This window comes from Pseudomonas sp. 910_23 (assembly GCF_052850795.1).
Genome location: NZ_VXCZ01000025.1, coordinates 46,962 through 67,310, shown reverse-complemented (window position 1 = coordinate 67,310; position 20,349 = coordinate 46,962). Strand labels below are relative to the sequence as shown.

The window sequence follows — 20,349 nt, the reverse complement described above, 5'->3', positions numbered from 1 at the left end:
CGGGGCTACCACACCAGTATCTGTAAACTCGGCTTCACCGCTGGGCGAATACCGTTGTCGTCGTTCAGGGGCTGCCGAGTTCCGGTCAGCGGGTCCAGCAGTTCTGCGTGTTTGATGTCCGGCAGGCTGATGCTGCTGCCTTTGGCACTCCAGTACATCAACAGGTGTTTTCCGTCAGGCCGAGTCCAGGCCACGCTGTAGAAACTGTCCGGCACATCCTCAAGCTTGGGCGTGGTGCCGGGTTTAAGGGAGGGGCCAGTGATATCGAGGAAGCGGGCGAGGGCGGTGTACACCGGCTTGGGTTCGCCATCCAGGTTCAGCAGGCCGTAATGCTGGTCGCGGGGCGAGGCGCGTTGGTCGAGGTCGGACAGCGCGAACAGGAAAATCTTCTGATAGTCCTGGGACGCCATCAACGCCAGGCGACGCAAGGTGTAGTCGGCCTGCCCGTCGATACCGATCAGGTCCTGCATCTCCTTGGGGCCGGCATAGCTGGACCAGCCCCACTCGGTAGCCCATACGTTCTTGATCCCGGCGCCGTGCAGCATGGTATTGAGTTGATCGCCGCGCAGCAGCACTTCGTTCTTGCCCGGTTCATCGGTTTCGGGGGTCATCGAATAAGGGTGATAGGCCGCGACCATGCCCAGGTTTTGCACGCCCAGCGCGCCGAGCGCTTCGAACATCAGGGTTTTGCCACGCGGCGGCATTTGGCTGTAGTACGCCATGCCGCCCATGACCTGCAGTTTGCCGGGCGCAGCAATATTCAACGCCTGGTGACTGGCCAATAACAATTGCCCGTACTCCTTGGCGTTGACCTTGGGGCGCCAGTTGTTCGGCAGGTTCTGCTCGTTCCATACCTGCCAGGCATCAATATTGGGGTAGCGCTTGGCCAGGAGAGCCAGGCGCAGCGCGTAGATCTCGGGGTCCCGCGGGCGATACTGGTCCTGGAACTTCGCGCCCTTGGGGGCGGTGGTGATAAAGGGCGCCGAGCCCACCAGGTAAAACACCGAGCGGATTTTTTCAGCGCTCAGGGTGCGGTCCAGTTCATCGAAGGTGCTGAGTTGATAACCATCTTCTGTGGGCTCCAGGCGATCCCAGTGCAGGTCGACCCGCACCCATTGCAACCCAAGTTTCTTGTATTGCTTGATCTGTTGGCGGTACTGCTCGGGCGTGAACCACAGAAAGTGCGCGTTCACGCCAAGGAAGTCCTTCCATACCACAGTGCGCTCCGGGGCCAGGTTCACCGGCTGCGCATCGACTTTTTCACTCGACAGCAGGGCGCCACCCACGGCGATTGCCAGCACCAGCGGCAGATAGCGCCACATCGGGCGAACAGATGAAATATTCATCGCAACGGCTCCTCACAAGCATCCCGAAATAATTCGGCAAAACGTTGGGCCGTGGTGGCCCACTGGCGTTGGTGGCCGATTTCCGCTGCCCGGGCAGCCCATTGCCGGGCCTGCTGCGGGTCGAGGATCAAGCGGTTCAAGGCGTTGCTCAAGGAATTGATATCGCCCTGCTGATAGGTGATGCCGTTGCCGCCGGCCACCTCTTCAGCAAAGGCTCGCGCATTGGAGGTGATCACCCCGCGCCCGCAGGCATTGGCCCACGACAGCGCGCCACTGGTGCCACGCATCTGTCCCAGGAAACCGAGTTTTTTCGATTCGCGGTAGGGCAGCACCATCACATGGTGCGCCTGGATCGTCGCGGCGATCTGCGCTGATGGCAGGTCCAGCTGCCAGTCCACCACATCTTCCAGGTGCAGCGCGCTGATCTGTTGGCGCAGGCCGTCGAGGTAGTTGCCGGCCGGGTCGAAGGTCATTTCCGGGGCGGTGCCGCCGGCCAGGGTCAGGCGCACCTGGCCTCGGCATTGCGGGTGAGCGGCCAGTGACTGGGCCAGGGCCTGGAGCAGGTCCTCAATGCCCTTGCCGCGATAGATAAAGCCGAAATACAACAGACGCAGCGGCGCAAGCGGCGGCAAGTCCTGGGGCGCGATGGGCAGGTTGCCGTGAGCAATCACCGCCACTTGCTGCGGGCGCAGGCCCATGCGTTGGCGCAGACAGTCGCCTCCCAGGCGGGTGAGGGTGATCAGCCGGCGCATACCTTTGGCCAGGCGCCGTTCTTCGTGCAAGGTCAGCGGGTCGGCCAGCAGCGCCGCCGCCTGGGGCAGCGGGTGGGGCAGGCGTTCGAGCAGGGTCAAGGGGAAAAACAGCTTGGCCCGGCGCCAGATCAAGCGCTCCGGGTCATGCACCGTAGCGGTCAACGGCAGTTGTGGATGTGCCCGACGCAGGTAGTCAAGCGCCTGGAACTCACCGAAGCGTCCACCTCCCAGTTCGGCATGGACCAGGTCCACACCGTGCCAGTCAAAGGCTTGCAAGCGCCGCAACTGTTCAGCCAGGTCCTGGCAACCCGCGAGGGGGGTCACCACTTCAAGGCCCAGTTCGATCAACGCGTTGCGCAAATGCGCGGCGTAATCGGCGATCCCGGTCTGCTCCGGGGGCAGAGGTGCCAGCAATGCGATACGCATCAGGCCGCACCGCGCCAGCTGTTGATTCGCGCCAGGACCTTGGCCGGTACTTCGAAGCGGCGGCGGTTGAGGATCATGCCATCGACTTTGCCGAACGCGGTGGTCAGCAGCGACACCGCGTTTTCGATGGTCGGTACGGTGCTGGTGCGGGCTTCGATCACCAGCACGATCTGGTCGGCACGGCGCAGCGTCAAAAAGGCCTGCGGGTTGGATGACAAGGCCGAGGCGTCCAGCAACAGCACTTCACCCGCCGTGGGCGCGTTCGCCCCGTCGACCGACACGCGGTGGCCACGTTCTTCCAGCAGGCGCTTGAGCTGCTCGATGATAAACGTCACGCCCTCGCCATGCCGCGCCGAGGTCAGGCCCAGGGCAAAGCCTTCACTGGCGATGCGCTCCAGGGGCAGCAGGCTGTACAGGCGATAGAGGCTGGCGGTGACGGCGGCCGGCGTGGCGTCCTGCACATCGGGGATGCTGCTCCACAGCGGCACCTGGAACATCTCCTGCAAGCGGGTGCCATCGTGGATGCGTTGGTCCAGCAGGTACAGCACATAAATGGTCAAAAAGCCCACGGCTACGCCGGCGGGAATGGCGAACAACAGAATCAGCAGGCTCTTGGGAAACACACGTGACGGGTTCAGGGTGGCGTGTTCGATCAGCGCGATGTTGCTGATCTGGCTGTTGTCCAGTTCGTGGTCGATACGCGCCTGTTCAAGATTGTCCGAGTACAAGGCGTAGCTTTTTTCGGCGGCGCGCAGTTGTTGGCTCAGCTTGTTGAGTTCCGGCTCATCGGTCATCGCCTTGTCACGCTGGTCACGCAGTTCGGCGAGGGTCTTGTCGTAGTTCTCGATTTCCCCGGCCAGTTTGCGCTCTTGCAATTGGGCGTCGATCACTTGCTGCTTGACGTTGATCACCAGGCTGTTGGGCGCGGTGTTTTGCGAGCGTTCCAGGCGCGTAGCTTCCTGAGCGCTGAGGGCTTCAATGTCGCGGATGTTCTGCTCGATCTGATTGACCTGCGGCGTGCCCGGCAGGTAGGTGCGCAACAGGCGTGCGCGTTCCACTTGCAGCGCATTGAGCTGGCGCTTGAGGTCCAGTTGGGTCGGGTTGAGGCTGGTTTCGCGCATCGTCACCACGTCTGCCGGCTGGCTCTTGATCTGCTGGCTGGCGTTGGCCAGGAGGCTGCGAATGCCCGAGATCTGGTTTTGTGCGCTGACCTTGGCGTCGGTGACACGGTCGATCTGGCTGGTGAGGTTCTTCAGGCGCGCATCGACACTGATCGAGTCGATCTGCTTCAAACGGCCTTGCAGTTGGTCCTTCAGGCTTTGGATATTTTCCGCCACCTTGGCGCGTTCGGTTTCATAGAAGGTATGCAGGCTCTTGCGCCCGAGAATCCGCGCACGTTCCTCAAGGTAGGCGTTGACCCATTCCTCGACGATTTTTTGCGCCACCGCCGGGTCGTCCCAGGTGAAGGAAATCTCGATCACTGAAGAACCCGGCTCGTGACCGGCTTTGAAGTTCTTCTCCAGCGAGGTCGCCAGGCGCTCCAGCGGGCTTTGCTTCTCGGCAAGGCCTACGAACTGCAGCACGCTGCGCACGCCGTTGATGACTTCGCCAAGGCCCTTCTTGATGTAGAACTTGGTGACCTTCCAGAAGCCCTGCGGCGGCTCGGAGGTCATCGCCATATAGCGCTCGGCAACGATATGCACGATGGGCCGGCCCGTGAGCATTTTTTCTTCGTCGACAATCGGGTCGTGCTGGGTGCTCGGGGCAATCAGCGTCTGGCGGTTGGCGGCTTCGATCGGCAAGGTGGTGTTGTCCCGCCCCGGCTTGACCAACAAGCGCGCGTCGGATTCGTAGCGAGCCGGCAACAGGAAGGCACCCAGCACCGCGACGACGATCGTGGTGATCACTGCCAGTTTGAATTCGCGGCGGTAGATGAAAAACAGCCGCAGCAGGTCGCGAAGAGAGCGGATTTCGATCACAGGATCACTCCATTGCATATGGGGTTTACGAAAGACGGGAACGCTTGGTTCGAGTGATACGACGCCCGCTTCATAATCCTTGGCCTGCGTTGATGGTTGGGTTGTTGTAGATGGTGTTGCCGCTGTTTTTCACGTCGCTCTTGTTCAGGTCGTAATTCAAGCCAATGCCAATGCCCTTGTTGATCGGAAACAGCTTGGTGAAGTACATATCCACGGCCTCCACCGTCGCGCCGATGCCCGACTGCGGCACGAAGATCAAATCGCCGCGCTGCAACGCCACCCGCGGGTGATTGGGGTTGGTCAACATGCTCTCCAGGCTGATGAAGTACGTCCTGTACTTGCCATCTGGCCCGGTGCGCAGCAAGGCCACGTTGGAGGCATCCGCCGAGGGCAATACACCACCGGAACTGAGCAGTGCCTGCTCGACGCTGACGTTGCCGGCCAGGTCGAAAAACGCCGGGTTAGACACCGCACCGCCGATAAACACCTTGTTGCTCGGTGCGCTGGCGATGTTCACCGTCACCGCGGGTTCGCGGTAGATGCGCTTGTACTTCTCGGTGATTTCCTTGCCCAGGTCTTCGGGCGTGCGCAGGGCGGCCTTGACCCGGCCAATATTGGGTACCGAGATCACGCCGTCGGGGCGCACGACGAATACGGTCATGTCATCGGCCGCCGCCGGTTCCTGGGCGTCGCGCACGATCCGCAGCGAGTCGCCGGTCTGGATCAGCACCTGGGGTGGTGGCAGGTCGGCCAGGGTCAGCGCCGCTTGATGGCCGGCCTTGAGCGTATTGTTGTCAGGAAGCGGCACCCGCGCGGGGGTCGAACAGCCCGCCAGCCAGATTGAGGCACTCAAGAGGCTGAGCAGGGTAAGACGGGAACGTCGGTTGGTAGTCTTCATGACGGCTCAAGTCCAGTAGGTGGAAAACATGCCCAGACGCCGTTTAAGCGAGTTGGGCAAGTGGCGTTCAAGGTGGCCGAGGCGATAACCCAGCAATTTGAAGGCGCTGCGCATTACTACTTCTGGCGCACGGTGCAGCGCGTTCGCCTCGCGCAATGCGCGCAGTTCGGCCAGCACATAACGCTTACCTTCGCCGCCGGCGTCGCCGAACGCCTGGCGAATCCACGCCTCGCGGCCGTAGAACACACCGATATCGAAGTAGCGCTTGAACTCGTCCAGCAAGCGGTAATCGTGGGAGTGATAAACCTGCGCACTGGCGGCGTAGCGCACTTGGTAGCCGGCCAGCAACATGCGTGCGGCGACGTAGGCGTCTTCGCTGCCAATCACATCCTGGGGAAAACCACCCACCGCCTGCAGGGCGCTGCGTCGGTACACCGAAAACGAGTCGGAGCTGAAGCAGGTCTTGATCCCTAGCTGCGGTGCATCGGCCAGGCTTTTGCTGCGGCTGGCCGCCGGGTAGTTGAAGTGCCGCGACTGTGCCCCCAGCACCCCTGCACCGGGGTGCGGCAGCTGCCGTCCATAGGCCACGCCATTGAGCGGCTCCAGTTGCAATTCGGCGATCAGGTTGGCGAAGGTCTCGGCCGTGGCGGGGATTGCATCCTGAGTCATGACGATCAAAGCGTCGCCGCCCACCTGTTCACTGGCCCAGCGCCGAGTGCCGCCGTGGTTGAAGTCGCGGGCATCAATCACCTCCACGCGCGCGCCAAACTCGCGAAAGCGCGCCACGGTGTCATCGCTCGATGCGCTGTCGACCACCAGCATCTCGTCCGGTTGCAGGGTTTGCATGCGCAGCGCCGGCAGCAGGCGGTCCAGATGGCTGGCCGCGTTGCGGGTGGGGATGATCAGGGACGTGCGCATCAGGGTTTCTCTTCCACCGGCGCGCGGCCGTAGATGTCGTCATAACGCACGATGTCGTCTTCGCCCAGGTACTCACCGCTCTGTACCTCAATCATCACCAGATCGATGATGCCGGGGTTGGTCAGGCGGTGTTTGTGGCCGGCGGGAATATAGGTGGACTCGTTCATATTGAGCAGGATTTCGCGCTCGCCATTGGTGATCATCGCTGCGCCGCTGACCACCACCCAATGCTCGCTGCGGTGATGGTGCATTTGCAGGGACAGCGAGCCTTTTGGCTTGACCACAATGCGCTTGATTTTGAAGCGCGTGCTTTCTTCCAGCACCGTGTAGGTGCCCCACGGGCGGGTGACTGTGCGATGCAGACTGAACGCCGGGTGATTCTGGCGCTTGAGTTCGGCGACGATATAGCGCACGTCCTGGCTGCGGTGCGCGTCGGCGATCAACAGTGCGTCCGGGGTGTCGACGATGATCAGATCGCGCACGCCCACTGCACCGAGTACCCGCTTGGGCGAGTCGATGTAGCAGTTATGCACGTCGTGCAGGATCGCCTCGCCATTGATCTGGTTGCCATTGTCATCACTGGGGGTGAGTTGGCGCAGCGCTTCCCAGGAGCCGATATCGCTCCAGCCAATGTTGCAGGGCACGACCGCGACCTTTGCGGATTTTTCCATCAGGGCCACGTCGATGGAGATGTCCGGCGCGGTACCGAAACCTTCCGGGCTCAGCTCACGCTGGCGACTGCTGCTGTTCTGCAGGCTCTGGCTGTGCTCGAGTGCGGCCTTGGCAGCGTCCAGGACTGCCGGGGCGTGGCTGGCCAATTCTTCCAACAGGCTGGCCGCCTTGAAGCAGAACATGCCGGCATTCCACAGGTGCTTGCCGCCGTCCAGATAGCCTTGGGCGGTGGCCAGATCGGGCTTCTCGACAAAGCGCCGGACCTGAAACCCGGCCCCCAACGCTGCGCCTTGTTCTATATAGCCAAAGCCGGTTTCGGCACGGTCAGGCTGAATGCCGAAGGTCACCAGGTAACCGGCCTCGGCCAGCGCACGGGCTTTTTCTACCGCTTGGGCGAAGGCCGTTTCATCCAGAATCAGGTGATCGGCGGGCAGCACCAGCAACTGCGCTTCAGCGCCGAAATGCTCCTGCACATGCAAGGCGGCCACGGCGATGGCGGCGGCGGTGTTACGGCCAAACGGCTCCAGCAGCAGCTCCAGGGCCAATCGCTGGGTGTTCACCGCGCGGTAGTCGTCGAGGGTGCGAAACAGCAGGTCACGATTGGTCACTGTCAGGATGCTCTCCACCCCCGGCAAGTGGCTGGCGCGCAGGAAGGTCTTTTGCAGCAGGCTCTGGTCGTCGCGCATGCGCATGAAGGGTTTGGGCATGTTCTGTCGCGAAACCGGCCACAGCCGCGTGCCCGAACCACCGGAGATGATGCACGGGATCAATCCGTTAAGAGGGTTCATCAATAGACTTCCTTGGTGGAAAGGACGGCCGGAACCGTCATGAAAACGATGTACAGATCCAGCCACACCGACCATTTGGCGATGTATTCCAGGTCGTATTCGACGCGCTTCTGGATTTTGAACAGGGTGTCGGTCTCGCCACGGTAGCCATTGATCTGTGCCCAGCCGGTGATGCCTGGCTTGACCCGGTGGCGTGAGCTGTATTCGCTGACCGCTTGCTCGAACGGAACCCCGGCGGCCTTGGTGGCCGTGGCGTGGGGGCGCGGGCCGACCATCGACATATTGCCCAGCAGCACGTTGAACAGTTGTGGCAGCTCATCAATGCTGGTCTTGCGAATGATCCTGCCTACCCGGGTGATGCGCGGGTCCTGGCGTGTGGTCTGGTTCTCGGCGTTGAGGTCGGTCTGTTCCACGTACATCGAGCGGAACTTGAACACTCGGATCAGGTTGTCGTTGTAGCCAAAGCGCTTCTGGCGAAACAGCACCGGGCCCTTGGAATCGAGTTTGATCGCGATGGCCGTCGCCAGCATCACCGGTGACAGCAACAACAGGCCGAGGCTGGCCAGCAGCAGGTCTTCGCAACGCTTGATAAAGGGTGACCAGCCGCGCAGCGGCAACTGCGAGGTGTTGAACATCAGGATGCCGCCCACATCGGTGATGCGGTTATGCCCATAACGCAAGGCAGCCATGTCGGGCACCAGCATGACGTTCACCGACATCTGCCGTAGGCGTTTGACCAGCCCGTTGATACGCTGCTCGGCAGCCCAGGGCAGGGTGATCATGACCTGGTTGACCTGTTCGGAGCGGATCAGCTTTTCCAGGTCGCGGGTATTGCCCAGCAAGGGCAGGCGGCTCAATTCCTTGGGAATGCGCTCGGTACGGTCGTCGATAAAGCCGATCAGGCCGGAACGGATATCGCTGTTGCGCGACAGGTGTTCAGCCACATGCACCGCCGTCTCGGTAAAACCCAGGATCACCGTACGCTGCAAGAATTTGCCGTTCTTCATCAAATGGCGATACAGGCGCAGCATCAATATCCGCTCCACGCCAAACAGCACCAGGCTCATGGAGAACCAGGCCGCCAGGTTGCGTGGGCTCAACTGTGGGAACAGCAGCAGGATCTGGTACATGAACAGCAGGATGCAAAACGCTGAGACCCAGGCCACCAGCATCACGCGAAAACGCAGGCGATTGCTGAACAGATCCTCGGAGTACACCCCCAGGGCCTGGAACAGAATGATGGTCAAGAGCGCAAAGAATACCAGCAGGCCAAGGTAGTGGTTGCGCATGTGCTCGGCGACGGGTTCCGGGTAGAACAACAGGATAATTGCCGGCACTACAGCAGTGAGGCCGTGGATCAGTTTTACGAAGACGACAAAAAACTCAACGAAACCGGGACGAGTCAAAAACAGGCTATCGACCGACGATTTACCGCGCATAGATCAGATCCTCAATACACCACCAGAACGTTCCTATTCGTTTTGCTCATCCATAAGGCAGGTTTGCTTTACAAGTGGTGCAAATCGAACAACTGCAGTTGCTGGGTAATACGTAATGCCTGTTCAGACGCAGGAATTTACGGAGTGATGGCTAAATAGTGGCTTCCTTGAGGTTCCGTGTCAATGATTTGGCTTTTTTTGCCGTTGCCTTCAATGGCTCTCATGAGGCCCCCATGATATGACGATTTATTGACATGAGAGGCCGTACTTTCAGAAAAATCGAGAATCGATGATGGCTTTTTGGAGTGTAGGAACAAACGTGGGGATTTGCCTGCCAGCGAAAAAAAGCTTTTTTTTGACAGAAACAGGGCGGGGGAAGGGGGTTGTCGAACCAGAGCCGGCTTGCCGGCTCTGGTGCAAGGACTGCTGATGTTTAGAAGTTGCCTTTGAGGCTCAGCGTGAGGTTGCGCGGCTCTCCATAAAGATTACCCCAGCCTGAGGTACCCACGGTCTGGTAGTAGTTTTTATCGAACAGGTTGTTGCCGTTGAGCGCCACAGTCCAGGTGTCGTCCACCTGATACGCAATGCGCGCATTCCACAACGCATACCCGGCCTGTTCCAGTTTGATGGTTTGCAACCGGTAGTTGCTGCTTTGGGCGTTGACCCCTGCGCCGACTGTCCATTTTGACAGTGCACCGTCCAACTGGTAGTCGCCCCACAAACGCAGCATATGCCTTGGTACGTAGGTGTTGGACACCGCGCCTTCGGCTGCGCTGTCAATGTTCTTCAGGTTCTTGGTTTGCGTGTAGGTGTAGCCGCCAAACACTTGCAGGCGTTCAAGCAATTCGCCGCTCAGCTCGGCCTCGACCCCTTGGGCGCGAACTTTGCCCGTGTCGGTGTAGCAGTAGCCGTCGGAGGAGCTGCCGCAGCGGGTCTCGAAATCGGTTTGGGCGGCGTTTTTTTCGATGGCGCGAAACAGCGCCAGGGAGCTGTTGAGGCGCCCGTCAAACCATTCGCCCTTGATACCCAGCTCGTAGTTCTCACCCATTTTCGGCTTGAGCGCCGAACCGCTGACCGTGGCGTAGGAGCTTTGTGGCTGGAAGATATCGGCGTAGCTGGCGTACACCGAAAGGTTGTCATTGAGGTCGTAGATCAGCGCGGCAAACGGCGTGACCACGCCGGTTTCCTTGGTGCGTGCATCCTGGTCGGCCCACTCGCCCCAAGCCAGGTTCAAGGACTCACGGCGGTTTTCATACCAACTGACGCGACTGCCGAGAACCAGCATCAATGGTTCGGCCAGGCGCAGGCGCAAGGTGGCGTAGGCGCCGTATTGGGTGGCGGTTTCCTTGACCGTGCCGCCACGGTACATGTTGGGCCAGAAGGTATCGTCGGCAGGTTCCGGGAAGTGGTGGTTGGGGTTGAAAACGCTTTGGCGCTGGGGCAGGTTGCGGATCGCGTAGACATCGTCCTGGGTGCCACGACTGCCATTGGCGCCGAGGATCAACTCATGTTGCAGGCCAAACGCTTCAAATTGACCATCAATGTAGGCATCCAGGCCGTAGTCCTTGTGATCGTAATCCAGCAGCGCGGCGTAGCTGGTGAGCGTAGGGGCCGGGTTGCCATAGTCCACGGTGCTTTCGCTGGCGGCGTATTTGATGTCTTGCAGGTTGCGGCTATGCACGGCGCTGACTTTGAGCTTCCAGTCGTCGTTGAAGTGATGGGTCAGATCGGCGAACAGCGTGGTGCGCTGGCTTTGCCAATCGTTCCAGGCCTGGCCCAGGCAGGTGGAGCGGCTCAGGCCGAGGCTTTTGCCGTCGCGGTAGCGCGGCAGGCCGCTCCAGCACGGTGTGGCGTCGACATCCTCATAGCTGGCGCCGAAGCCTAGGGTGGTGTCAGGGCTGACATCCATGTCCAGCGCCGCGTAAAACGCCTGGTCCTGGCGCTTGGCAAGGTCCATGTAGGAGCCACGATTCTGCTGGCTGACCGACGCACGGCCGCGCACCGTGCCGCTGTCGTTCAACGGGCCGCCGGTGTCGAGTTCGGCGTGGTAGTTATCCCAAGTGCCCGCCGACAGCCCGAGGCTGGTGGTCGGGGTGGCTTGGGGCCGCTTGCGCACGAAGTTCACTGCACCGCTGGCGGTGCCGGCGCCCTTGAGCATACCGGCGGCGCCTTTTAGCACCTCTACCCGGTCATAAATCGCCATATTCGCGCTGAAACTGTCGGCCTGTATGTAGTCCTTGCCGATGTCCAGCGGCACACCATCGAACTGGTACTGACCGAGCATCTTGAAGCCCCGGGAGTAAAAATACTTGCCGCCCATGGGCGACTCGTAGCTGGTGATCCCCGGCGTGCGCTCCAGCAATTGGTCGATGGTGGTGATGTTCTGGTCATCCATCAGCTTGCGGGTCATCACGCTCACCGATTGCGGCGTGCGTCGCAGGCTGTGTTCACCCTTGCCGATGGTCACCGCACCGGTGGTGTAGGAACCGCTGCCTTCGGTGGTGGCGCCTAGACGATCACCAGTAATGGTGGTGGCGCCCAGGCTCAGCGCCGAGCCGGCTTGCTGCTGAGGTAGCAGTAACCAGGCGTTCTGGCCCTGGCTTTGCGCCTGCAAACCCTGGCCCTGGAGCAACTGGCTCAGGGCCTGTTGTGGGGCCAGGGTGCCGCTCAGCCCCGGGCTGCTTTTGCCGGCCACGCTGCCCGCGTCATACGACAGGCTGATACCGGCCTGCCGCGCAAACTGATCAAGGGCGCCGGCCAGAGACCCGGGCGCAATATTCCAGGCGCGGGCCTGGCGCTCGCTGCCGGGTTCCTGGGCTGTTGCGGTATACGGCAAAGCGCTGGCTGCCACGCACGCGCCAAGAAGAGTGGCATTGAGGGCGTGTCTGAGGGGGGAACGCTTGGAGGGGAACGCTTGCATGACCGCGGGATGCTCCTGAAGGAAGTGGACAACACCGGCCTGTTGATCGGCCTTTCCTTACAGGTCGAATGGCAATGAGAATTCACCTCATTTATTTTCGGCCGCTCAAACCCGAGCGGAGACGGTCACCCAATAGGGGCTGCGGTAGGTCACATTGATCGACAACGATTGCGCCACCAGCTTGAGTACCTGATCGGTGTCTTCCAGTTGATAGGTGCCCGAAACCCGCAGCCCCGCGACGGCTTCGCTGCAACGGAGCAAGCCGTTGCGGTAGCGGCCCAGTTCGGCCAGGAAGTCGTCAAGGCGCATATTGTGGGCGCTGATGACGCCGTCGCTCCAGGCCCAGGGATCCAGGCCATTGGTGGGAGAAGGGCGAATGCCGCTACGGTTGAACAGCACCTGTTCGCCCGGCTTGATCATTTGGCGTGCGCTGGCGTCATGGCTGTCGGCATACACCGCGACCGCACCCTGCTGCACAGCCAGCAGCGTGCCTTGGGCTTCTTCACGTACCACAAAGCGCGTGCCGAGGGTGCGCAGGTAACCATCGCGGGTGTGCACCCAGAACGGACGGTTGTCAGCGCCGGTATTGACCAACACTTCACCCTGACGCAGGTTCACCAGACGCCGCTTGGCATTCAGGGTGATATCGATGGCACTGGCGCTGTTGAGCTGGACCTTGCTGCCATCGTTCAACGCCACCCAGCGCCGCTCGCCGGTGGCCGTGCGGTAGTCGGCCATCAGGGCGGGCAGGGGCGTGTAGTCGCGACCCAGCCAGGCCAACCCGGCGGCGCCGGCCAACAACCCCAGCAGCTTCAAGCCTTCACGCCGACTGATACGTTGGCGCGCGCCATCGAGGGCATGGCGACTGACATGCGCCGGCAGTTGGGTGAAGTCGTCATTCATGGTCGCCACGCGCTGCCACGCCAGTTGATGCGCGGCGCTGGTGTGCAGCCACTGCTCAAAGGCCGCCGTGCTGGCGTCGTCAGCGGTATTGAAGCGCAGCTTGATCATCCACTGGATGGCCTGGTCCACCAGGCGCGGATCAGCATTCGGCATAACGCAACCGATAGCAGGCGTGCAGGGCCTTGGACAGGTCACGCTCCACCGTGGCCTTGGACACGCCCAGGCGCAAAGCGATTTGCGCGCAGGTCAGGCCGTCCAGTTGGGCCAACAGAAACGCCTCGCGCACCCGTGGCTTGAGCTGGTCGAGCAAACGGTCGATACGCGCCAGGCTGTCGAGGATCAGCAGGCGGGTTTCTTCGCTCGGCACCTCGACTTGAGGAAAGTGCGCCAGGCTTTCCAGGTAGGCACGTTCCAGTTCGCGGCGTCGGTATTGGTCGATCATCAAACTGCGCGCGATGCTGCTCAAGTAAGCACGCGGCTGCTGCAGGGTTTGTTGCTTGCGCGCGTTGAGCAGGCGCACAAAGGTTTCCTGCGCCAGGTCAGCGGCGTGTTCACGGCAGCCGGTGCGTCGGCTCAACCAGCCGCGCAGCCAGGAATGGTGGGCTTGGTAAAGCTGGCCGATGGCGGCATGGTCCAGTGGGTGATCGCTCGACATGGTCATCCTGGCGCAGCAGGCTTAATTGATAATGTTTCGCATTCTAGACGTTGGTTGTGGCATTCAGCAATCACTGGTTTGCTGCGTCAGTAATGTATCCAGCACAATTTTTGTAGAGCCTGCGAGCGCCGTGCTGACGCTGGTCGCGAGTGTGTTTCACGTGCTGCTGGGCATGTTTGGCGGGGTGCTCAGCCGCTTCTTCGCCAAACGCACCAAAAGCGCCTGGCTGCAGAAGTGGGGTTTGGCGGCGGTGCTGATGGCGTTGGCCGTGCGCTTGGCGGTGATGTCGCGTCCTGCCTGACGACACGCGGGAAGCCAAGCAGGTTTCTGTGTGGCGAGGGAGCTTGCTCCCGTAACGGCCTGCCAGTCGATGCTCATTTATCTGACACCTCACAATCCAATTGTGGGAGCTGGCTTGCCTGCGATGGCGGCCTGACAGGCGACGCTTCTCTACCTGACACCCCGCGATCCAAATGTGGGAGCGGGCTTGCTCGCGAAGGCGGCCTGACAGCCGACACAGTCATACCGAGTACATATCCATTCCTGCGGTAACGGCCACTTAGGGTTCCGCCCTGACGGCGGCTCACTTTGCAAAAGCGGCAAAGTAAGCAAAACGCTCTTGCCCCACCACTCGGCACCTCGCCTAGGCTCGGTGTGCCCGTAATCCGCCATGGATTTGGGGGGCCGCCGCCACGCGCCATCCATGGCGCGGGGCGGCTAAACCGGCATCCCTGCCGGTTTACCCCCCAAATCCCTGTCGAATTCCGGCCAGCGTGGTTTAACGGGGCGCTTAAGATCAAGATCACAAGCAGATCAAGATCAAGAGCGGCTCGCTTCGCATCGTGGTTACTGTCGGCTACAACCGGACAGGCCGTTTACCCCCGAAAGAATCAAAAGAAGTTTCGTACAGCAGCCTAGGACTCACCTTGCGTCCAGGCGCTGAAGCCGGTTTTTTCCCACAACCCTTTAAGGTTGCTGCTAGAAACAGTCGTCACTAGTCTTGCCCAGTCGCTGCCAATTCAGCGACCGGACGTGAGAAATCCGAATTACTCCAGTAGTCCATTACTCTCAGGAACTACATCATGATCAAAGACATCTCCAATCCTCCTTCAGATTCAAACCTTCTCTTCACCCTCCGTCCCAACCGCGACACAGAAACCCTGCTGGTCAATGCTTCCCAGGATCTGGAATCCATCAATGCCATAGCGGCGCACCTGGCCTTTGAGGTTGATGGCTCGCCACGGATGAACATTCACCCCAACCGCGCAGCCGCCCGCGCAGCAATCTCCCCACGCACTCTGCGTGACTCCACCGTGCGCTTGTTGGCTTCCTCCAGTACATATCGGGGCGCAGTCTCCGGGCGGCCGGAGTCAAACGGTGGGGCCGGCGCATATTCGATTTGCAATTGCACCAGTTGCGCCGCCGCATCGCTGTACAACTCTGCGGCCAGGGTCAGGGCAAAGTCGATGCCGGCGGTGATCCCGCCGCCGGTAAACAGGTTGCCGTCACGCACCACGCGCTCCTGCACGGGAACAGCACCGAGCGCGGCGAGCAGGTGGTGGTAGGCCCAGTGGGTGGTGGCCTTGCGACCGCGCAGCAACCCTGCCGCGCCCAATACCAATGAGCCGGTGCACACCGAGGTCATGTAGCGCACTGTCTGTGCCTGGGCCTTGAGAAAATCCAGGGTTTGCGGGTCTTCCATCAACGGGCCCACACCGGCGCCACCGGGTACGCAGAGCACATCCAGGTTCGGGCAGTCGGCGTAAGTAATGGTCGGCGTGAACACCAGGCCAGTGCTGGAGGTGATCGGCGCGAGGTCTTTCCATACAAGGTGAAGCTTCACGTCTGGCAGCGAACCGAGGACATCATAGGGGCCGGTCAGGTCCAGTTGCTGGATGCCGGGGAACAACAGAAAGCCGATCTGCAAGGTCATGGTGCAAGCTCCGAAAGAAATGGACGACCGCACTGTAGAAGCCTAGGCTTTGGCGTGTACGCCATTGAGCCCACTAATCACGCCAATCATGCCCAAGATTATTCATGTACTCGCTTTTGAAAATGCCCAGGTGCTCGATGTCACCGGGCCTATGCAAGTGTTTGCGTCGGCTAATGACCTGTTGCGCCAACGTGGTTTACCGTTGCCCTACGCGGTGAACGTGATCGCCGCTCAGCCTGAACCGGTGAGGACTTCTGCCGGCCTGGCGCTGCTGGCTGAACCGCTGCCCGCCATCGACGCGCCTTGCGACACCCTAGTGATCGCCGGTGGCTGGGGCGTGTACGCTGCCGCCGAAGACCCGACACTGGTGCAATGGGTGCGCGATAAATCCCGGCACACCCGGCGCATGGCTTCGGTGTGCACCGGGGCCTTTCTGCTGGCCGCCAGCGGTTTGCTCGATGGTTGCCGAGTGGCCACGCACTGGACGCGGTGTGAAGAACTGGCGCGCAAGTTTCCCGCACTTACGGTGGAGGCCAATCCGATTTTCATCCAGCAGGGCGCCGTGTGGACGTCTGCTGGTGTGACCGCCGGGATCGACCTGTGCCTGGCCCTGGTAGAGGATGACCTGGGTCGCGCCATTGCCTTGGAAGTGGCGCGCCACTTGGTGGTGTTCCTCAAGCGCCCTGGCGGTCAGTCGCAATTTAGCGTGACGTTATCCCTGCAAAGGAGCGACAGCCGCTTTGCCGACCTGCACGCTTGGATCGCCGACCATCTGACGCTGGATCTGAACATCGCCACCCTGGCGGCCCAGGCTGGCATGAGCGAGCGTAGCTTTGTACGGCATTACCGCGCCGAGACCGGCCAGACCCCGGCCCGGGCCGTGGAACTGATCCGTGTCGAAACTGCGCGCCGGCAATTGGCAGACAGTACGACCTCCATCAAACGTATCGCCATGCAGTGCGGTTTTGGCTGTGAAGAGACTTTGCGCCGCAGCTTTGTGAGGGCCTTGTCAGTGACGCCTCAAGCTTACCGGGAGCGTTTTTCAGCGCTCCAGTAGTTCCAGCAATGCTTCAAGCGTGACCTGGGGCGCTTCCTGGAAAACATTATGACCAATGCCTGGCAAAACCTGCCGTCGATAAAAAACGCTGAAGTGCTCCACATCGTCATCCACAAGCGGCGGCGGGCCCACACCGTCGTCGGCCCCGCATAACGAAATGCTGGGCACCGTTATCGCCGGTTGCTGCACCAATGCCTGCTCAATGGATTCCAGCGCGGGATCACCCGGCGCATACATGAAACGATGGCGGTAAGAGTGAATCACCACCGCGACAAAGTCCGGGTTATCAAATGACGGCGCAGTCTTGCCATACAGACTTGGCCCTTCACGCCAGGTCGGCGACCAAAGCCGCCATAACAACTCACACAGCTCTTGTCGATTGGCGGTCAAACCGTCGACCCCACGCTGGGTGTGGAAGTAATACTGGTACCACAATCGATGCTCTGTTTCCGGTGCCCGAGGCTCAAGGGATTTGGCGATGTCCTGGATGTTGTAACCGTCCCCCGTCACCAAGCCGCGTACCCGCTCGGGCCATAGCGCCGCGACAATACACGCCGCGCGCCCACCCCAGTCATACCCGGCGAGCGTGGCCTGCTTAATGGACAGCGCATCCATGAAATCCAGCAGGTCCTTGGCCAACGCCGCCTGTTGGCCGGAGCGCATGACCTGGTCGTTGATAAACCGCGTCGGGCCATAACCGCGCAAATAGGGGACCAACACCCGATAACCACGCTCGGCCAGCACCGGCGCGATTTCGTCATAACCGCGAGGGTCATAAGGGAACCCATGCAGCAGGATCACCGGCTCGCCTGCGATAGGGCCGTGGGTTTCATAAGCCACGTCTAGCATGGACGTGCGCACGTACAACAGCGGGGCAGGGGTCGTCAGGGTTGCCATACAGTCTTCTCCCCACTGAGTTTGCGGTCCAGGAAGGTTGCCGCACTGATCAATGCCAAGTGGCTCAACGCCTGAGGTGTGTTGCCCAAGTGCCGAGCCTGGCTGTCGAATTCTTCGGCGTACAGTCCCAGCGGGTTGGCGTAGCGCAGCAGCTGTTCGAATTCCAGGTGGGCCTTTTCCACTTGCCCGGCGCGGGCCAGGCATTCGACGTACCAGAACGAGCAGGCGGCAAATGCGCCTTCGGTGCCTTGCAGCCCATCGATCTGGCTGTCGTCATTGTGGTAGCGGTAGACCATGCCGTCGCGCACCAGGCTTTTCTGGATCGCTTCCAGCGTCGCCAGCCAGCGCGGGTCGGTGGCCGCAACGAAGCGCACCAGCGGCATCAACAGCATCGAGCCGTCCAGCGCCGTACTGCCGATATGCTGGACGAAATGCCCGCGTTCTTCGTTCCAGAAGTTGCTCCAGATGTCGGCGTAGATTGCCTGGCGTGTCTGGTCCCAGCGCGCGAACGGGGCGGGCAGCGAGCGTTTGGAGGCGAGGCGAATAGCTCGGTCCAAAGCCACCCAGCACATCAGGCGCGAGTGCAGAAAGTGGTGTTGCTCGCCGCGCATTTCCCAGATACCTACGTCTTTGCGGTTCCAGATCTCACACACTTGGTCGACCACTTCCACCGTATGTTTCCAGCCTTCGTGGGAAATGGCTTCGCCGTACTTGTTGACCAGATACACCGCGTCCATCAGTTCGCCGTAGATATCCAGCTGGATCTGGTCGAACGCTTCGTTGCCCACGCGCACCGGCTGGGCGCCGCCGTGGCCGCGCAAATGATCGAGTGTGGTTTCCGGCAACTCCTGGCGACCGTCGATGCCGTAGAGAATATTGATTTTGGTCGGCTGGCCGCAGCAGTCGCTGACTCTGCCTTTGAGCCAGCGCATATAGGCGTTGGCTTCCTCGACAAACCCCAGGCGCATGAACGCGTAGACGGTAAACGACGCATCGCGTATCCAGGTATAGCGGTAATCCCAGTTGCGCTCGCCGCCGGGGCTTTCCGGCAGGCCGAAGGTGGCGGCGGCGATGATTGCGCCGTGCTTGCGCGAGGTCAAAAGCTTCAACGCCAAGGCTGAGCGGTTGACCATTTCGCGCCAGCGCCCACGGTAATTGGACTGGGAGATCCAGCCGCGCCAGAACTTGAGGGTGCGTTCCAGGTACAGGTCCGTGCAGTTGTTGACCACCCGCGGATCATCCTGGCCGCCGAGCACAAATTCGGCGCCCTCGTCCTGGGCCAGGGTGAAGCGGGATACGACTGCATTTTCTTCGAGGGTCAGCGGGTGGCTGCCTACCAGGCGCAGGCCGGGCTGACCGTCGGCGCTGAACAGCACGCCGCTGTCATCGGCTGTGGTGTGGGTCTTGGCACGGGCGTAGTCGTGGCGCACGGCGCAACGCAGGTGCAGAGTTGCCTGGCCACTGACTACCCGTACGCGGCGAATCAGCAGCGGCAAATCGTCAACGTCTTCGCTGACGGCCAGCAGATCGGTGATTTCCACCACCGCCTCGTCACTCAGCCAGCGTGTTTGCAGCACGTTGGTGTCAGGCAGGTAGATCTGCTCGCGGCGGGCGTTAGGCAGGTCCGGCGTAAGCTGGAAGGTGCCGGCGTCGGGCGTGTCGAGCAGTGCGCAGAAGATCGACGGGCTGTCGAATTCCGGCCAGCAGAAAAAATCGATGCTGCCACGGTCGTTTACCAGTGCGGCACTGCGCATGTCGCCGATGATGCCGTGGGCATCGATGGCGCTTTGGGGTTCTTTTTTCAGATCAACCATTGCCGCGAAACTCCGGGTAAAGGCTCATGCCACCATCGATGAACAGCGTGCTGCCGACCACGTAATCAGAAGCATCACTGGCCAGCCACACCACTGCATTGGCCACATCTTCTACATCGCCGACGCGACCGTAAGGAATCAATTTGAGCAACTCTTTCTCCGCGGCGCCTTCAGTGGCTGCGCGGTTGATCGCCGTGCGAATCGCCCCCGGCGCAACGCCGTTGATGCGGATACGTTGCTCGCTGACTTCCTGGGCGAGGGTGCGCATCAGCATCTCCACGCCGCCCTTGGACGCTGCATAATTCACATGCCCGGCCCACGGAATGACTTGATGCACCGAACTCATATGGATGATTTTGCCGGCCGCTCGTGACACGCCCTCCCGAACGCCCTGACGATTGAAGATACGCACCGCCGCTCGGGCACAGAGGAACTGCCCGGTGAGGTTGACACCGATCACGGTGTTCCAGTCCTCGAGGCTCATGTCGACCAGGTTGGCGTCTTTTTGCAGGCCGGAGTTGGCCACCAGAATATCCAGGTGGCCGAAGGCATCGAGGGTCTGTGCGAACAGGCGCTCGACATCGGCCTCCTTGGACACATCGCCACCGATGGCAAGCGCCCGACCGCCGTTGGCATTGATCTGTGCGGCAAGGGCCTCGGCGGGGGCCGCCTGGGAATTGTAGTTAAGCACTACCGCCGCGCCCGCGTCGGCCAAGGCTTTGGCTGCGCCAGCACCGATGCCGGAACTGGCGCCGGTGACCAGAGCTACTTGTTGCTGCAAGGAAATCCGCATCGCCCACCCACTGTGTTTATCCGAGTCCTTTCAGCTGACTGGCGGCGGAGAGCGGAAGTTCACCGCACGGCTTGTACGCCTAGACCGCGGGCCGCAGGTGTAGCGCCGGGGCGCAAGGCAAAGGTTTATCGTAATATGCTGAAAACAAAAGATAAGGAA

The 20,349-nt window shown here is 61.0% G+C and carries 15 protein-coding genes and 2 pseudogenes; 3 read left to right on the top strand and 14 right to left on the bottom strand.

Annotated features, from left to right (window positions below):
- Positions 1-5: 5 nt before the first annotated feature.
- From FW800_RS24855 to FW800_RS24810, 10 genes are all read right to left on the bottom strand, one after another.
- Entirely contained in the window at positions 6-1,346 is a 1,341-nt protein-coding gene (locus tag FW800_RS24855; RefSeq protein ID WP_446438663.1) for a beta-xylosidase, read from the bottom strand.
- Entirely contained in the window at positions 1,343-2,524 is a 1,182-nt protein-coding gene (locus tag FW800_RS24850; RefSeq protein ID WP_446438662.1) for a glycosyltransferase, read from the bottom strand. The genes FW800_RS24855 and FW800_RS24850 overlap by 4 nt, the downstream gene beginning before the upstream one ends.
- Positions 2,524-4,503, bottom strand: coding sequence for a GumC family protein (locus tag FW800_RS24845; protein WP_248127819.1), 1,980 nt, complete (start codon positions 4,501-4,503; stop codon positions 2,524-2,526). Before FW800_RS24845 ends, FW800_RS24850 begins: the two co-directional genes overlap by 1 nt.
- 70 nt (positions 4,504-4,573) lie before the next feature.
- Positions 4,574-5,401: a polysaccharide biosynthesis/export family protein gene (locus tag FW800_RS24840; protein WP_032876894.1), complete on the bottom strand. Its 828-nt coding sequence runs from the start codon at positions 5,399-5,401 to the stop codon at positions 4,574-4,576.
- A 6-nt stretch (positions 5,402-5,407) separates the two neighbouring features.
- Positions 5,408-6,319 carry a glycosyltransferase family 2 protein gene (locus tag FW800_RS24835; RefSeq protein ID WP_078820824.1) on the bottom strand — a complete coding sequence of 304 codons (912 nt, stop codon included), beginning with the start codon at positions 6,317-6,319 and terminating at the stop codon, positions 5,408-5,410.
- Positions 6,319-7,779 carry a mannose-1-phosphate guanylyltransferase/mannose-6-phosphate isomerase gene (locus tag FW800_RS24830; protein WP_446438661.1) on the bottom strand — a complete coding sequence of 487 codons (1,461 nt, stop codon included), beginning with the start codon at positions 7,777-7,779 and terminating at the stop codon, positions 6,319-6,321. Before FW800_RS24830 ends, FW800_RS24835 begins: the two co-directional genes overlap by 1 nt.
- The gene (locus FW800_RS24825; protein ID WP_078820826.1) at positions 7,779-9,218 is read right to left on the bottom strand and encodes an undecaprenyl-phosphate glucose phosphotransferase; all 1,440 of its coding nucleotides are present in this window, start codon (positions 9,216-9,218) and stop codon (positions 7,779-7,781) included. The genes FW800_RS24830 and FW800_RS24825 overlap by 1 nt, the downstream gene beginning before the upstream one ends.
- A gap of 433 nt (positions 9,219-9,651) precedes the next feature.
- Entirely contained in the window at positions 9,652-12,138 is a 2,487-nt protein-coding gene (locus FW800_RS24820) for a TonB-dependent siderophore receptor (RefSeq protein WP_446438660.1), read from the bottom strand.
- 105 nt (positions 12,139-12,243) lie between these two features.
- The gene (locus FW800_RS24815) at positions 12,244-13,194 is read right to left on the bottom strand and encodes a FecR domain-containing protein (RefSeq protein ID WP_446438659.1); all 951 of its coding nucleotides are present in this window, start codon (positions 13,192-13,194) and stop codon (positions 12,244-12,246) included.
- Positions 13,181-13,696: a sigma-70 family RNA polymerase sigma factor gene (locus FW800_RS24810; protein ID WP_032876877.1), complete on the bottom strand. Its 516-nt coding sequence runs from the start codon at positions 13,694-13,696 to the stop codon at positions 13,181-13,183. The genes FW800_RS24815 and FW800_RS24810 overlap by 14 nt, the downstream gene beginning before the upstream one ends.
- Positions 13,697-13,826: 130 nt before the next feature.
- Between FW800_RS24810 and FW800_RS24805 the strand changes: the two are divergent.
- Positions 13,827-13,997: pseudogene (locus FW800_RS24805) on the top strand (LysE family translocator); the annotation flags it as partial.
- A 781-nt stretch (positions 13,998-14,778) separates the two neighbouring features.
- Positions 14,779-14,928, top strand: a pseudogene (locus tag FW800_RS24800) (DUF6124 family protein); the annotation flags it as partial.
- 20 nt (positions 14,929-14,948) lie between these two features.
- Here the strand turns inward: FW800_RS24800 and FW800_RS24795 are convergent.
- Positions 14,949-15,629, bottom strand: coding sequence for a DJ-1/PfpI family protein (locus tag FW800_RS24795; protein ID WP_446438658.1), 681 nt, complete (start codon positions 15,627-15,629; stop codon positions 14,949-14,951).
- An 88-nt stretch (positions 15,630-15,717) separates the two neighbouring features.
- Here FW800_RS24795 and FW800_RS24790 point away from each other — a divergent pair, with 88 nt between their 5' ends.
- Entirely contained in the window at positions 15,718-16,686 is a 969-nt protein-coding gene (locus FW800_RS24790) for a GlxA family transcriptional regulator (RefSeq protein ID WP_078820829.1), read from the top strand.
- Here the strand turns inward: FW800_RS24790 and FW800_RS24785 are convergent.
- From FW800_RS24785 to FW800_RS24775, 3 genes are read right to left on the bottom strand one after another with little or no spacing between them, the layout of a single operon-like run.
- Positions 16,672-17,583 carry an alpha/beta fold hydrolase gene (locus tag FW800_RS24785; RefSeq protein ID WP_446438657.1) on the bottom strand — a complete coding sequence of 304 codons (912 nt, stop codon included), beginning with the start codon at positions 17,581-17,583 and terminating at the stop codon, positions 16,672-16,674. The two genes, FW800_RS24790 and FW800_RS24785, sit on opposite strands and share 15 nt — an antisense overlap.
- The gene (locus FW800_RS24780; protein ID WP_446438656.1) at positions 17,571-19,397 is read right to left on the bottom strand and encodes a glycoside hydrolase family 15 protein; all 1,827 of its coding nucleotides are present in this window, start codon (positions 19,395-19,397) and stop codon (positions 17,571-17,573) included. Before FW800_RS24780 ends, FW800_RS24785 begins: the two co-directional genes overlap by 13 nt.
- On the bottom strand, positions 19,390-20,190 hold the full coding sequence (locus FW800_RS24775; protein WP_446438655.1) for a glucose 1-dehydrogenase: 801 nt from the start codon (positions 20,188-20,190) through the stop codon (positions 19,390-19,392). The genes FW800_RS24780 and FW800_RS24775 overlap by 8 nt, the downstream gene beginning before the upstream one ends.
- Positions 20,191-20,349 lie beyond the last annotated feature (159 nt).

Excerpts from the sequence above, each read along its gene's own strand:
- FW800_RS24775 (WP_446438655.1), bottom strand. The coding sequence starts at position 20,190 with ATGCGGATTTCCTTGCAGCAACAAGTAGCTCTGGTCACCGGCGCCAGT.
- FW800_RS24810 (WP_032876877.1), bottom strand. The coding sequence starts at position 13,696 with ATGTCGAGCGATCACCCACTGGACCATGCCGCCATCGGCCAGCTTTAC.
- FW800_RS24795 (WP_446438658.1), bottom strand. The coding sequence starts at position 15,629 with ATGACCTTGCAGATCGGCTTTCTGTTGTTCCCCGGCATCCAGCAACTG.
- FW800_RS24835 (WP_078820824.1), bottom strand. The coding sequence starts at position 6,319 with ATGCGCACGTCCCTGATCATCCCCACCCGCAACGCGGCCAGCCATCTG.
- FW800_RS24785 (WP_446438657.1), bottom strand. The coding sequence starts at position 17,583 with ATGGCAACCCTGACGACCCCTGCCCCGCTGTTGTACGTGCGCACGTCC.
- FW800_RS24850 (WP_446438662.1), bottom strand. The coding sequence starts at position 2,524 with ATGCGTATCGCATTGCTGGCACCTCTGCCCCCGGAGCAGACCGGGATC.
- FW800_RS24830 (WP_446438661.1), bottom strand. The coding sequence starts at position 7,779 with ATGAACCCTCTTAACGGATTGATCCCGTGCATCATCTCCGGTGGTTCG.
- FW800_RS24840 (WP_032876894.1), bottom strand. The coding sequence starts at position 5,401 with ATGAAGACTACCAACCGACGTTCCCGTCTTACCCTGCTCAGCCTCTTG.
- FW800_RS24820 (WP_446438660.1), bottom strand. The coding sequence starts at position 12,138 with ATGCAAGCGTTCCCCTCCAAGCGTTCCCCCCTCAGACACGCCCTCAAT.
- FW800_RS24780 (WP_446438656.1), bottom strand. The coding sequence starts at position 19,397 with ATGGTTGATCTGAAAAAAGAACCCCAAAGCGCCATCGATGCCCACGGC.
- FW800_RS24790 (WP_078820829.1), top strand. The coding sequence starts at position 15,718 with ATGCCCAAGATTATTCATGTACTCGCTTTTGAAAATGCCCAGGTGCTC.
- FW800_RS24855 (WP_446438663.1), bottom strand. The coding sequence starts at position 1,346 with ATGAATATTTCATCTGTTCGCCCGATGTGGCGCTATCTGCCGCTGGTG.
- FW800_RS24815 (WP_446438659.1), bottom strand. The coding sequence starts at position 13,194 with ATGCCGAATGCTGATCCGCGCCTGGTGGACCAGGCCATCCAGTGGATG.
- FW800_RS24825 (WP_078820826.1), bottom strand. The coding sequence starts at position 9,218 with ATGCGCGGTAAATCGTCGGTCGATAGCCTGTTTTTGACTCGTCCCGGT.